Origin of the sequence: Microbacterium lacus, assembly GCF_002812805.1 — a bacterium.
In the GTDB taxonomy this organism is placed as follows: Bacteria; Actinomycetota; Actinomycetes; order Actinomycetales; family Microbacteriaceae; genus Microbacterium; species Microbacterium lacus_A.
Map to the genome: position 1 here is coordinate 1 of NZ_NMUM01000023.1, position 14,023 is coordinate 14,023.

At 68.8% G+C, this 14,023-nt stretch carries 10 protein-coding genes; 2 read left to right on the forward strand and 8 right to left on the reverse strand.

Annotation, left to right across the window (positions count from 1 at the left end; all coding sequences use genetic code 11):
- Positions 1-53: 53 nt before the first annotated feature.
- Positions 54-1,322: an IS256 family transposase gene (locus tag CGU34_RS07770; RefSeq protein WP_100809674.1), complete on the reverse strand. Its 1,269-nt coding sequence runs from the start codon at positions 1,320-1,322 to the stop codon at positions 54-56.
- Between the two features lie 274 nt (positions 1,323-1,596).
- On the opposite strand from CGU34_RS07770, the gene CGU34_RS07775 reads away from it, so the two are divergent.
- Positions 1,597-2,379, forward strand: coding sequence for a hypothetical protein (locus tag CGU34_RS07775; RefSeq protein ID WP_100813788.1), 783 nt, complete (start codon positions 1,597-1,599; stop codon positions 2,377-2,379).
- 238 nt (positions 2,380-2,617) lie between these two features.
- Here CGU34_RS07775 and CGU34_RS07780 read toward each other — a convergent pair whose 3' ends face one another.
- The 6 genes from CGU34_RS07780 to CGU34_RS07805 form a co-directional block, all read right to left on the reverse strand.
- On the reverse strand, positions 2,618-4,756 hold the full coding sequence (locus CGU34_RS07780) for a S9 family peptidase (RefSeq protein ID WP_100813789.1): 2,139 nt from the start codon (positions 4,754-4,756) through the stop codon (positions 2,618-2,620).
- Between the two features lie 149 nt (positions 4,757-4,905).
- A complete protein-coding gene (locus tag CGU34_RS07785; protein ID WP_100813790.1) occupies positions 4,906-6,516 on the reverse strand; it encodes a GMC family oxidoreductase in 1,611 nt (536 codons plus the stop codon).
- The gene (locus CGU34_RS07790; RefSeq protein WP_198517718.1) at positions 6,516-7,130 is read right to left on the reverse strand and encodes a thiamine pyrophosphate-dependent enzyme; all 615 of its coding nucleotides are present in this window, start codon (positions 7,128-7,130) and stop codon (positions 6,516-6,518) included. The genes CGU34_RS07785 and CGU34_RS07790 overlap by 1 nt, the downstream gene beginning before the upstream one ends.
- Positions 7,127-7,627, reverse strand: coding sequence for a thiamine pyrophosphate-binding protein (locus CGU34_RS07795; protein ID WP_036299093.1), 501 nt, complete (start codon positions 7,625-7,627; stop codon positions 7,127-7,129). The genes CGU34_RS07790 and CGU34_RS07795 overlap by 4 nt, the downstream gene beginning before the upstream one ends.
- Positions 7,628-7,670: 43 nt before the next feature.
- Entirely contained in the window at positions 7,671-9,047 is a 1,377-nt protein-coding gene (locus CGU34_RS07800) for an NtaA/DmoA family FMN-dependent monooxygenase (protein ID WP_100813792.1), read from the reverse strand.
- A gap of 38 nt (positions 9,048-9,085) precedes the next feature.
- Entirely contained in the window at positions 9,086-10,603 is a 1,518-nt protein-coding gene (locus tag CGU34_RS07805) for an aldehyde dehydrogenase family protein (protein ID WP_100813793.1), read from the reverse strand.
- Between the two features lie 223 nt (positions 10,604-10,826).
- Between CGU34_RS07805 and CGU34_RS07810 the strand changes: the two genes are divergently transcribed.
- Entirely contained in the window at positions 10,827-12,206 is a 1,380-nt protein-coding gene (locus CGU34_RS07810) for an amidohydrolase (protein WP_198517719.1), read from the forward strand.
- 105 nt (positions 12,207-12,311) lie between these two features.
- Here CGU34_RS07810 and CGU34_RS07815 read toward each other — a convergent pair whose 3' ends face one another.
- Positions 12,312-13,907 (reverse strand): molybdopterin-dependent oxidoreductase, encoded by a 1,596-nt coding sequence (locus CGU34_RS07815; RefSeq protein WP_100813794.1) that lies wholly within the window; start codon positions 13,905-13,907, stop codon positions 12,312-12,314.
- Positions 13,908-14,023: the final 116 nt, after the last annotated feature.

Sequence of the window (14,023 nt, forward strand, 5' to 3'; positions counted from 1 at the left end):
GGTCAAGTCCCGTGTTGTGGTGTCAATCCGGCTGCTTCCTTGATGGGTGAGGGTCAGGCGGTGAGGAACAGGTCGGGGCGCTCAGGCTCGGCGTGGTCTTGGAGTGTGTGGACGAGTTTGCGCATGGAGATGTCGGAGAGGTAGCGGCGTTCACCGTATTGCCATTCCTCGTGCTGCTCCTGCAGGACGGCGCCGATGAGGCGGGTGACGGAGTCGCGGTCGGGGAAGATCTGCACGACGTCGGCGCGGCGTTTGATCTCACGGTTGAGGCGCTCGATCGGGTTGTTGGACCAGACCTTCTGCCAATGCTCACGCGGGAGCGGCGCGAATCCGGTGAGGTCTGCTTCGGCAGCATTGAGCATGTCTGCGATCTCCGGGAACGACCCGCGGAGGGACGTGGAGACCTGGTGATACTGGGCGATCACGGCCTCGGGGGTGGTCTGCGCGAAGATCGTCGAGATCAGCGCGTTGACGGGCTTGGAGCGTGCCGATCCGAGCTTCTGGGTGACGTTACGAGCGAAGTGGACGCGGCATCTCTGCCAGCCCGATCCGGGGAGGATCGCTTTGACGGCGGCTTTGATGCCGGCGTGAGCGTCGGACGTGACGAGGGTCACGCCGAGCGGGTCTGTGTCGGTGGAGACTTTCAGACCGCGGTCGCGGAGGGAGCGGAGGAACTCGGTCCAGAAGTCCGTCGTCTCCGCGTCGCCGAGAGCCATCCCGAGGATCTCCCGACGGCCGTCGCCGCTGACCCCGGTCGCGACGATGAGGGCTTGGGAGAGAACCCGGCCACGGTGGCGCACGTCGAGGTAGGTGGCGTCCAGGAACAGGTACGGGAACCAGGTGTGATCGAGCCGGCGGTGCAGAAACTCGTGCACCACCTCATCGATCTCGGAGCAGATGCGGGAGACGGTGGACCGGCTGATGCCGGTGTCGTTGCCCAGCGCGCGGACGAGCTGGTCGACCTTGCGGGTGGAGACTCCGTCGATCCAGGCCTGGCAGATCACCGCGTAGAGCGCCTTGTCGACACGGCGGCGTGGGCTGAGCAGGCTCGGGAAGAACGACCCCTCCCGCAGCTTCGGAATCTGAATGTCGACCTCCCCCGCGGGCGTGGCGAGCGTCTTCGCGCGAGCACCGTTGCGACGCGTGGTGCGCTCCGCCGTGCGTTCGTAACGGGCCGCGCCGATCTTCGCGGTCGCTTCCGCGTCAACAAGGTCCTGCAGCCCCGCCTGCAGCATCCGACGGAACACGTCGGAATGGGCGAGGTCAGGATCGGCGAGGACTTCTGCGATCAGGGTCGTCAAGGCAGACTGATTCTGGGTCATCGTGGGATCTCTTCTTTGCTTCTTGGCGGAAACAACTGGTCATCCCACGATGGCCCTCCTACGTCAACGACGACGAGAACCCCGCAGGAATTGACACCAAGCTACGAGACGCACCCGATGCCTCCACCCTGAATGGATGCGGCGACCCGAACCTCTTCCCGAAGCCCTCACCCCGGTGTTCCGTGTGTCCGATGCGCGGGCCATGGGCGTTAGCGCTGCCAGGCTCGATCGCAGCGATCTGCGGTCACCGCACCGAGGTCTGCGAACATCTCGATTGCTCCCCGGCCCATCGACATCGCTCGAGCTCGCGGCGGAGTACGCCCCGCGGTTGGCGGCCTGGCAGTTCTTCAGCCATGAGACGGCGCTCGAGGCGGTAGGAGCACCGATGCCGGATTGGCCCTATCGTCCGCGCTTGCACGTTGCCGCGCATCGTCCGAGCCGTGAACCGCGCATCTCGGGAGTCGTCGGGCATCGGCTGCAGGTCCGGCAACCGGCGGTAATGCTCAGCCGGACAGGCCTTCCGATCGAGGCGCCCGTGCGTGCTTGGCGTCAGGTTGGCTCGCTGTGGCCGCTCGATGACCTCATCGCTGGCGCGGACTTCCTCCTATCCGGCGAGCGACCGTTGGCGATCCCGGAGCAGCTGCGTGAAGAGATCGAGGTGATGGGCGACGTGAGGCGAGGCATCCTTCGTCGTGCATTGATCGAGGCGCGCGCCGGAGTGCGATCGCCTCGCGAAACACGGCTACGCCTCGTGCTGACCCGTGCGGGACTGCCGGAGCCGGAGATCAACTGGGTTCTGCGCGACGGGCGGGGCAAGGCGGTCGCCGAGCTCGATCTTGCCTACCCGCGGTGGCGCGTGTGCCCCGAGTACGACGGTCGTGTTCACGAAACCGACCGGCGCCAGTTCGCGAAGGATGCCGACCGATGGGACAGTATCCGTGAGAACGGCTGGGATCATGTGCGCATTCTGAACGCTCACATGCAGCACGGAGGTCGCAGAGCGGTGGAACGGGTGCGTGAAGCGCTCATTCGTGCTGGCTGGCGGCCGGGTGAGTGAGCAGCTCTCCGCGCCCGTGACCAACTAGACCTGCATGGCACGCGTGCTCTCAACCGTGTCCCACTTTGGCTCGGTTTGGTGCCGGTTTCGAGCGCAAAAGTGGGACACCCTTGGTCACGGCGTCCCACTTTGACCCGGTATCGGGTCCGAATAACGCAGGAAAGTGGGACACGGATCAGCGGAAGTGGGACGCGACCCCTGAAAAGTGGGACATGGATAGGGAAGCGGACGCGGCGGGTCAGGCGTCGGCGACGCCCAGCACGTCGAGCAGCCAGGCCAGCTCGAATGCCCGCTCGCGCCACGCGTTGTAGCGGCCCGAGACGCCGCCGTGCCCGGCGACCATCTCGCACTTCAGCATCGCGTCGGCACCGACCTCGCGCAGTCGCGCAACCCATTTCGCGGGCTCGACGTACAGTACGCGCGTGTCGTTCAGCGACGTGACGGCGAGGATGCGGGGGTACGAGACATCCGTCCGCACATTCTCGTACGGTGAGTACGACTTCATGTAGGCGTAGACCTCGGGGTCGTGGAGCGGATCGCCCCACTCATCCCACTCGATCACCGTCAGCGGCAGGGACGGGTCGAGGATGGTCGTCAGCGCGTCGACGAACGGCACATCCGCGACGATCCCGGCGAACAGCTCGGGCGCCAGGTTCGCCACCGCGCCCATGAGCAGCCCACCGGCCGAGCCGCCCTCGGCGACCAGCCGGTCGGGCGAGGTGTAGCCCGCATCGATCAGGTGCAGCGCGCAGTCCACGAAGTCCGTGAAGGTGTTGCGCTTGCTCGAGAGCTTGCCGTCCTCGTACCACTGGCGGCCCATCTCGCCGCCCCCGCGTACGTGCGCGACCGCGAAGACGACGCCGCGGTCGAGCTCCGACAGGCGTGCGACCGAGAACCGCGGCTCGATCGAGTGCTCGTACGAGCCGTAACCGTACAGGTGCAGCGGCCGGGGAGCGACTCCCGCGTCGCCGAACGACCGCTTCCAGACGAGCGACATCGGGATCTCGGTGCCGTCCTGTGCGGTCGCCCACACGCGCGCCTGTTCGTAGTCGGCCGCCTCATACCCGCCGAGCACCGGCTGGCGCTTGCGCAGCAGGAGCTCGCGGTCTTCGAGGCGGTAGTCGTAGACCGTGTTCGGGGTGACGAACGAGTCGTACCCGAGCCGCAGCATCGGCGGGGCCCACTCGCGGTTGCCGCCGAAGCCGACCGCGTACAGCGGCTCGTCGAACGTGAGCTCGTCGACATTCCCGTTCGCGTAGTCGAGCAGGCCGATGCGGGCCAGTCCCTCGCGCCGGTACTCGATGGTCGCGAAGTCGCGGAAGCAGTCGACGTCGAGCAGACGGATGCCGGGGGTGTGCGGCCGCACGATGGCCCGCTGGCCAGCGGGGTCGGTCACCGGGACCCGGACCAGCTCGAAGTCCAGGGCATCCTCGTTGTGCAGGATGTACAGGTAGTCGGCGCCGTCGACGATCGCGTGGTCGACCGAGTACTCGATGCCCTCGCGGCGGGGCCAGACGACCCGCGGCTCGGCGGTCAGGTCGTCGGCGGGCACCAGCCACATCTCGGACGTGATCGAGGATCCGAGCCCGATGACGAGATACTTCTCGCTGCGCGTGAAGCCACCGCCGAGCCAGTAGCGCTCGTCGGGCTCGTGGAAGAGCTTCACGTCATCGGCGACCGGCGTGCCGACGACGTGCCGCCAGAGCGTATCGGGGCGCCAGGCATCGTCGACGGTCGAGTAGATGATCGACGTGCCATCGGGCGAAAACTCCGCTCCCGACGAGGTCCCGGGGATCTCGTCGCCGAGCTCGGCGCCTGTCTCGAGGTCACGGACGCGGATCGTGTAGCGCTCGTCACCGGCGACGTCGACGCCGAACAGCATGAGGCGTCCGTCGTCCGACACGTCGAACGAGCCGAGCGAGAAGAACTCGTTCCCCTCGGCTTCGACGTTCGCATCGAGCAGCACCTGCTCGCCGGGCACGGGCTCACCGGGAGTGAGTTCCGGCGGGGTCCAGTCATCCGGCGAGGCCAGGGGAGCGCGGCACTGCACGCCGTACTGCTTGCCCTCGATCGTGCGGCCGTAGTACCACCAGGCACCGCGACGCGACGGGACGGAGAGGTCGGTCTCGAGCGTGCGGTCCTTGATCTCGCCGAAGATCCGTTCGCGCAGGCCCGCCAGGTGCGCCGTGCGCTCAGCGGTGTAGGCGTTCTCGGCCTCGAGATGCGCGATCACCTCGGCGTCGTCCTTCGCACGCATCCACTCGTAGGGGTCTTCCACGACATCGCCGTGGAACTCGCGGCTGTGCGGCACGCGCGGGGCGGTGGGAGCGGATGTCTGGGGTCGGGCGTTCTCGGAGGGCGAGGCGTCGTGGGTCACAGATCCACGTTAGCCGAGGCATCCGTGGCGGGCTCCGGCGACGCTCGTCCGGTAGCCATCGCGGCGCCGGAAGCCCTCGCCTCGCACTTGTTGCGGTTTCGACGGCGCATACGTCGCAACAAGTGCCAGGCGAGCGGTCCGGGGCGGGGTCAGCGCACGACTGCCGGCGCGCCGAGCAGCTCGGCAGCGCGCTCGGCGATCGCGTAGACCGGCGCGAGGGTGTTGCACGTCGGGATCGTCGGCATGACCGAGGCATCCGCGATCCACACGCCGTCGACGCCGCGCAGCGCAAGCTCGGGGGTGACGGGGGCCTCATCGTCCGAACCCATGCGCGCCGTGCCGCACGCGTGGAAGAACGTCGACACCGAGCGTCGGATGTATCGCTCGGCCTCTCGCCGCGATAAACGCCCAGCCGGGGCGAGCGGCGCCTCGATCAGGTCGGCGAACGCCCGCGTACCGAAGAGGTCCTGGATCGTGTCGAGCGACTCGACGAGCGCGTCGAGGTCGTGACGCTCGGCGAGGAAGTTCGGCTGGATATCGGGCGCGACGCCCGGGTCTGCCGACCGCAGCCGCACGTGCCCGACGCTCCGCGAATCCATGAGCCCCGGCGACACGGCGAACACATCACCCGTCAGGTCATATTCGGCGCGCACCTCGGCCGTCGCGTGCGGTCCCTGCACGACGAACGCGTGCAGATCGGGCGCCGCCCCCGCCAGGCTGCTGCGCCAGTTGAGCATCGCGCCCCCGCCGTTGTCGCGCACCAGCCCGAGCGGCGCCCGAGCCCGCGCGGTCACGCCCTCGATCAGCGGATGGTCCTGGTAGTTCGCCCCGACGCCCGGCAGGTCGACCCGTGGACGGATGCCGAGGGCTCCGAGCGCATCCGCGTCGCCGATGCCCGAGAGCATCAGCAGGCGCGGGGTGTCGATCGCGCCGGCCGTCATCACGACGCCCCGCCCGGCGCGGGTCAGCACGGACGCCCCGTTGACCAGGTGTCGGACGCCGGAAACCCGCGTCCCGTCGATCTCGAGCGACAAGGCGGGCGAGTCGACCACAACATGCAGGTTCGGGCGCGAGAGCACGGGCGCGAGGTACCCCCGCGCCGCGCTCCAGCGCCTCATGCTGCCATCCGGCGCGGTCGTCGCCGAGAAGTTGGTCCACGCCGCGCCTTCGTTCGAGGGCCCGTTCAGGTCGTCGGTGATGGGCAAGCCGAGTTCGGCCGAGCCCTGCATGAGCGCAACCGCGATCGGGTGGGGGTTGCGGGACCGTTCGATGCGGATGGGTCCGCCGGCGCCGCGCCAGGCATCCGCTCCGCCCTCCCAGTCTTCGACGGTCCGGAACAGCCGCGTCATGAGGGCGGCGTCCCAGCCCGTCGCCCCCTCGGCCCCCCAGCGGTCGTAGTCGGACGGATGGCCGCGGTACCAGAGCATGGCGTTGATCGCGCTGCTGCCCCCCAGCACCCGACCGCGCGGGATCGGGATGGTGCGCCCGTCCACGAGCGGCGTCGGGGTGTACGTGTAGCCCCAGTCGTGCTCCGAGCCGAGCAGCGAGACCCACGAGTCGGCCCGGTCGATTGCCTCGACCGCTGTTCCGTCCGGTCCCGCGCCGCTCGGGCCCGCCTCGATCAGCAGGACCGAGACATCCGGATCCGCCGACAGTCGGTTCGCGAGCACGCACCCCGCCGAGCCGCCCCCGACGATGACCCAGTCATACTCCGCGCGGGGCGAGGCGTACTCCGCGACCGGCGAGGCGACGATCGGCATCAGTTGTGCTCGCTCGGACCCATGATCGAGATGCCCTCGGTGCGCTCGACGTGCCGGACGAAGGTGTACGTGTCCTCGCGGCCGTCCGAATGCTTGCGCTTGATGCCGGGCTCGAGGATGCCGTCGGTCTTGGCGACGACGATGTACGGCACGGTCGAGGCGAGGCCCGCGGCACAGTGCTCGTCGAAGGCCTCGAGCGTGTTCACCGTGTAGGCGTGCTCGACGCCCGCGGCCCGAGCGATGCCCGCAAGATCCACGCGACCCGAGGCGGTGTGCGTGCGCGGTCCGCCGATCGACTGGTACTGCTCGTTGTCCCACACCACGATGAAGAGGTTTCGCGGCTGCTCGTTGCCGAGCGTCGCCAAGATGCCGAGGTTGAACAGCAGCCCGCCGTCCGTGTCGAGCGAGACGATACGACGGTGGGGGAGTCCGACCGAGAGCCCGAAGGCCTCGGCGCTGACGCATCCGAGCTGCTGCTGGAACAGGCTCCCCTCGCGCATGTGCGGGGCGGCGTTGAACCACTCATCGACGGCGCCGCCGAGCGAGAGGATGACGAGCTCGTCGTTCAGCCGAGCACCCAGGGCCTGCATGCAGGCGAAACGCGACATGCTCATCGGACGACCTCCCCACCCAGGACGACGGCCGAGTGGTAATACGCGGTGTACGACCACTCGAAGGCGTCGACGATGGCCTGTTCGATCTCGTCCTCGCGCCGCACGACGCGGTAGGGGATCCGCAAGGCTCCGAGGAGCGGCTCCATCGTGATGCCGTGGGGGATCGCCCACCAGTTGTTCTCGCCCATCTCGCCGCGGTAGCTCATGATCATGACGACCGGGATGCCGGAGCCCAGGCCCAGGCGCGCGAGGTGCTCGGTCGCGGCGCGGAGCCCCGAGTTCTCCATCACGAGCACGGCGCGCTTACCCGAGAGGAACACCCCGCCGGCGATCGCGGCACCCTCGCCCTCGTTCGTCACGGGGATGGTGCGGATGTCGGGGGCCGCGTCCAGCGCCGGGTACAACTCCTTCAGCAGCGAGTCGGGCAGGTACGTCGCCACGCTCACCCCTGCGCGTTCGAGACCGCGCAGCACGGCCTCCACTCCGGTCTTCTGCATGGGTGTCCTCTCGGCGTTCGGGTACTGGTTCGGGACGTGCGGATCAGGCGTGAGTGCGCAACGCGGCGGCCGGATGGGTCGACGCCAAGCGTGGCCCGCCGCCCGGGTGCATGCGCTCGCGCAGCGTCGTGCCCGGAGCATCCGCCAGCAGTCCGCGCTCGCGCAGGATCGGCACGACGAGCTCGCAGAAGTCCGTAAAGCAGCCGAGCCCGCCGAAAGTGGGCTCAAGCATGAAGCCGGCAAGCCCCGTCTCGCGCGCGATCGTCTCGAGCTCGTCGGCGACCTCGACGGGCGACCCGGTGACCAGGAACCCGCGGATGCCTCGCCCCCGGAATCCGTCGAGCACATCGCGCACGCGCACGCTGCCCTGGGCGCGGTATCGGTCGAGCAGCGTCTGTCCCTGTGCGCCGCCCGCGGGCAACACGACATCCTCGAGCAGCGTGTCGGGGTCTTCACGGGTCAGGTCGACCCCGGTGAACCCGGCGAACATGACCGCCGCATCGTCCAGGGCGTACAGGGCGTCGAGTTCGGCACGGCGGGCGTGAGCCTCTTCGCTCGTCGGGGCCACGATGATCGTCGCGCCGCTGATCACGGCGATGTCGTCGGCGGGACGACCCGCCGCGACCGCTCGGGCCCGGACATCCGCGACGACCTTCGCCGCCTGCGGGATCGACTGGCCCTGGATGAACACGGCCTCGGCGTTCCGTGCCGCGAAGGCGCGGCCGCGGTCTGAGGTGCCGGCCTGGAAGAGGACGGGGGTGCGCTGCGGCGTCGGTGGTACGGCGAAAACCCCGTGTCCGCGGTGGTGGACGCCGTCGAACGAGACGGGCCGTACCTTCGTGGGGTCGGCATAGACGTTGCGCGCGCGGTCGCGAACCTCGGCGTCGTCCTCCCATGAGTGCTCCCAGAAGCGCAGGCACAGTTCGACGAACTCATCGGCCGCGTCATAGCGCGAGTCGTGCGCACCCGGGGCTGCTGGCTCGAGGCCGAAGAGAGCGTCGGTCGTGGCCTGCGAGCTCCCCGTGACGATGTTCCAGCCGATACGTCCGCCCGTCAGCCGGTCGAGAGTCGCGAAGCGGCGTGCCGTGCCGTACGGCCGCTCGGCCACGGTCGGCGACGTCACCACGAAGCCGAGCGACGTCGTCTGGGCCGCGAGCGCCGCGATCATCAGCATCGGGTCGAGCGCAGGGAATTGGATGCCGTGGGCGATCGTCTCGTCGGGAACGCGCCCCTCCAGGGTCGGGTATCCATAGGTGTCCGCGAAGAACAGGAAATCGAACCCGGCCGCATCCAGGGTCTTCGCGAGCTTCGTCCAGTGCGACAGGTCGTCCCAGTCGTCACCGCGCCCGTCGGGGTGGGTCCAGGTCGGCATCCCATTGTTCGGATTGACCATCTCGAACGCGCCCAGCAGCATCTTCATCTCGCGATCCGACTTCCGTATTTCTCAGATGTGCGCCGTCAGAGGAGCGCGACGACGGTCTTTGTCTCGAGGTAGTTTTCGAGCCCCTGCGATCCGTTCTCGTATCCCCATCCGGACTCTTTGTGCCCGCCCTTGGGCAGCTCGGGTCCGAGGAACGAGTGGCAGTTGATCCACACCGTGCCGGACTGCAGGCGCGATGCGATGCGGTGCGCGCTCGAGAGTCCCTCGGTCCAGACACTCGCGGCCAGGCCGTATCGGGTGTCGTTCGCCCACCCGAGCACCTCGTCGAGCTCGTCGAAGGGCACCACCGCGGCGACGGGGCCGAAGATCTCTTCGCGCATGATGCGCATGTCTTCGCGCACGCCGGTCAGCACGGTCGGTTCGAAGAAGGTGCCGAGCGGTCCTTCGCGTCGCCCGCCCGTCACGACCTCGATGCCGTCGGCGGCGCCCTCGCGGATGAAGTCGTCCACGCGCTCCGCTTGTCGGGCGCTCACGAGCGGGCCGAGGTCGGCTTCGGTGTCGAGCCCGTGCCCGAGTCGCAACGCCGAGCCGTACGACGCCATGCCGGCGACGAGCCGGTCGTAGACATCCCGGTGCGCGTAGACCCGCGCGCTCGCGACACACACCTGGCCGCCGTTGTCGAAGATGCCGCGCGAGATGCCTTCGACCGCCGCGTCGAGGTCGGCGTCGGGCATCACGATGGAGGGGGACTTGCCACCGAGCTCGAGCGTCAACCGGCGAAGATCCGCACCCGCGGAAGCCGCGAGTTGTTTGCCCACGACGGTCGATCCCGTGAAGGTGATCTTCGCGACACCGGGATGCGCCGCGAGGGCACTCCCGGCTTCGGCTCCGTAGCCCGTGACGATGTTGACGACACCGTCCGGTACCCCGGCCTCGACGAGCAGCTGCCCGAGTCGGAGGGCGGTGAGCGGGGTGTCCTCGGCGGGCTTGAGCACCACGGTGCAACCGGCCGCCAGCGCGGGCGCGAGCTTCATCGAGGCCATGAGTAGCGGAGAGTTCCACGGCACGATCGCCGCGACCACACCGACGGGCTCGCGGACCGTGTACGCGAAGACCTTCTTGCCCGGGGGCGTGCGCGAGAGGGACGTCGGGATCGTCTGGCCGAGGATCTTGGTCGGCCAGCCGCTGTAGTAGCGGAACTGATTGATGGCCGCGGGGATCTCGCCGAACCGCGATGTGCGCCAGGCCTTGCCCTGGTCGAGGCTCTCGAGCTGCGCGAGTTCGTCGGCGTGGGCCTCGATCAGGTCGGCGATGCGCCAGAGCAGCGCGCCTCGGGCAGCGGGTGTCATGTCGGCCCATTCCGGGGCGCGGAGAGCTCGACTCGCGGCGGTGACGGCGGCATCGACGTCTGCCTCCGTCGCGCGCGCGACCTCGGCGAGCAGGGCGCCCGTCGCGGGGTCGCAGGTCTGGAAGGTCTCTCCCGAAGACGCGGCACGCCAGTTGCCGTCGATCAGGAGGCGCTGGGGGCCTGCATCGAGGAACGCGGCGACGGCCGGGTCGAGGTCTGGCCGCTGGGGCCGGATGGTGTGGTTCATGGAGCGTCCTTCACCTACCGGGGCCGGGCGACCGCGGGGGAGTACCCCCATGCTAGGCGGACCGATCGTGGTTGTACTATTCGGTTCATGATGTTGGGAAATAACTTGTGAACTGGTTTTTATTGCGGGATGGCGACCGGCCCAACACATCCGCTTCGTAAACTCTTTGTTTCGTGGACGCCATCCGGGCGAGCTGGCGGGATCGAGACGGCACACTCGACGGGTGACCCACCCCGCTCCTCTCCTGCTTCTGCCCGACCACGTCGTGACGATGGATGATGCCCTCACCGTGCTGTCGGGGGTGGGCGTGCTCGTCGTCGGCGACACGATCGCCGAGGTGGCGGACGCCGACGATCTACGCGCTCGTCATCCCGACGCCGAGATCGTCGAGCTGCCCGATCGCCTGCTGATGCCCGGGCTCGTCAATGCACACCACCACTCCGGGATGCTGCGCGGCACGGCCGAGCACCTGCCGGTCTGGGAGTGGCTGCGGCTGCACATCGACCCGATGCACCGGGTACTGAAGCCCGAAGAGGCCGAGGCCGCCGCGTGGCTCTGCTACGCCGAAGGGCTGCTGTCGGGTACCACGACGGTGGTCGACATGTGGCGCTACATGGACGGTGCGGCGCGCGCGGCTGAGGCGCTGGGCAACCGCGTCGTCACGGTCAATTACGTCGGCGAACACCCCGACTTCGACTACTTCGACACGCTGGATGACAACGAACGGATGCTGCGCGAGTGGACCGGTGCCGCGAACGGTCGCATCATGCCGTGGGTCGGGCTGGAGCATCCGTTCTATGCCGATGAAGCCGGAATGCAACGCGCGATCGCGATGGCGCGCGAGTTCGACACGGGGCTCTACACGCACTGCAGCGAGTCCGAGATCGAACTCGCTGACTTCCGCGACCGCTACGACATGCGGCCCATGTTCGCGCTCGAGAAGCTCGGATTCTTCGACGTGCCCCGCGCCATGATCGCGCACGCGGTCTGGTTGAACGGCTCGGAGGTGGACCTGATCGCCGAGCGCGGCGTCGGTGTCTCGCACAACCCCGTCTCGAACATGAAGCTCGCGAGCGGCATGGCGCCGATCGCCGAGATGCTCGCCGCGGGAGTGAACGTCGGGCTCGGCACCGACGGCGAGAAAGAGAACAACAACCTCGACATGTTCGAGGAGATGAAGGTTGCGTCTCTTCTCGGGAAGCTGCGGACGATGGATGCCGCGGCGATGGACTCCTGGGACGTGCTGCGCATGGCGACCCGCGGGGGAGCGGCGGCGATCGGGCGCGGCGCCGAGCTCGGCGCGATCGAGGTGGGGCGCAAGGCCGACCTGGTCGCCGTGCGGACGCACACGCCGCGGATGACTCCGCTCTTCGCCGATGGCGGCTACGCGAACCTGCACCACAACCTGGTGCACGCGGTGCGCGGGTCGGATGTCGATCTGACGATGGTCGACGGGAACATCGTCGTGCGCGACGGCGAGCTGCAGACCGCGGACATGGGCGAGCTGATCGACCGCGTCCGCGCCCTCGCCCCCGACCTGTTCGCGCGCCGCAGCGCCTACCTGGCCGAGCAGGGAGACCCGGACGGCCTGTTCCACGGCTGAGGCCCTTGCTCAGTAGCGATACACCCCTGATGCGACGAAACAACCCTAGTCGGCGGGTGTTTCGCAGCGCCAGGGGTGTTTCGGCGACGTGGGGGTCCGGCGGGCCTACGTGACGGTGACGAGGGTCCGCTGCCATCCGCTCGACCCGTCGGGTGCGATCGGTGCCCGCTCCTGCGTCTGCGTTTCGCCGGCCGCGTTCACCGCGCGCACCGTGACATAGTGCGTGCCCGTGGTGGCGTCCCAGTCGACGTACCACTGCACCCAGGTATCGACACCGACCGCGGTGGAGAGGTTCGCGACCTGCCAGTCGCCGTCGTCGATCGACACCTCGACGCGGTCGATTCCGACCGTCTGGGCCCACGCGACACCCGCGATGGGGACCCGACCTGCGGCCACAGGGTTGCCGGGTCGAGGGGTGTCGATGCGGGACGACATCTTGATCGGAGCCTCGGCGCTGTACCCGCGCGGGGTCCAGTAGGCCTCGTCGTCGGCGAAAGTGGTGACCTTCAGCTCGGTGAGCCACTTCGTCGCCGACACGTAGCCGTACAGTCCCGGCACGACCATCCGCACGGGGAAGCCGTGCTCGAGGGGCAGGGGCTCGCCGTTCATCGCGACCGCGAGGATCGCGTCGAGTCCGTCGTTTGTCAGGGACTCGAGGGGCGTGCTCGCCGTGTATCCGTCGACGCTGCGCGAGAGGACCATGTCGGCCCCCGCGGCCGGGCCCGCGGCGCGCAGGACGTCGCGAATCGGCACGCCCCACCACTTCGCGGTGCCGACGAGGTCGCCGCCGACCTCGTTCGAAACGCACGTCAGGGTGACGGAGTATTCGTCCAGCCCCATCCCGACCAGGTCATCGAACGTCAGTTCCAGCGGGGTGTCGACCATGCCGACGACGGTCAGGCGCCACGTCTCGGGATCGATGCTCGGCACCGTCAGCGCGGTGTCGACGCGGTAGAAGTCCGCGTTCGGTGTGTAGAGCGGTGAGATGCCTTCGATGTCCAGCTCGGCTCCCGCGGGAACCGTCACCGTCGTTCGGGGGGCGGGAAGGTTCAGTCCGCGCCGGATCGCGGCGATCGAGGATGTCGTGGCCCCGGCGACACGCGAGCCGATGCCGACAACCACGGCCCCGGCGGCAGCGATGCCGCCGATCAGCAGGAAGCGACGTCGCGCAACTCCCGAGGCGGGGGAGTCGGCCGTGCCCGATGCTGCGTCGGACGCGCGGGCGGTGTCCGCACGCCAGGCCCGAAGCATCCGGCCCAGCACGATGATCAGTGCGGCACCCGCGATCGCTCCCGCGACCGAGGGGATCCACGAGACCGCGGTTGCACCCGCGCGGGTCACGACGGCGGCGACCGATAGGACACCGGCAATGCCGAGAGCGACCGCGCCGAGCGGTGGGCGCACGAGCTCGAGGACCCCAGCGATCGCCGACGCGATCAGCACCGCGAGGCCGAGGCCCACGAGCAGGGCGATCTTGTCGTACTCGCCGAAGGTCGCGATCGCGAACTCTTTGAAGGGTTGCGGCACGATGTCGATCACGAACGATCCGACCGCGAGGAGGGGCGAGCCCCCGCGCGCGAACAGCAGGGCCAAGAGTTCGGCGACAGCCAGGAACACCGCTGCGCTGACGATGCCGGCGAGAGCCGACCATCCGAAGAACCGTTTGGTTCCGCCGCGCTTGGCCCTGATCGGTTTCGCCATGATCGTCTCCGCCCCGCGACACCACTCTGGCCCGCACCCTCGTATTCGCGACCGGTCGGCTATCGGATTGCGTCTGGCGTCTCGTTGGCCAACGGTCTCGTCGGGCGGACACCGCC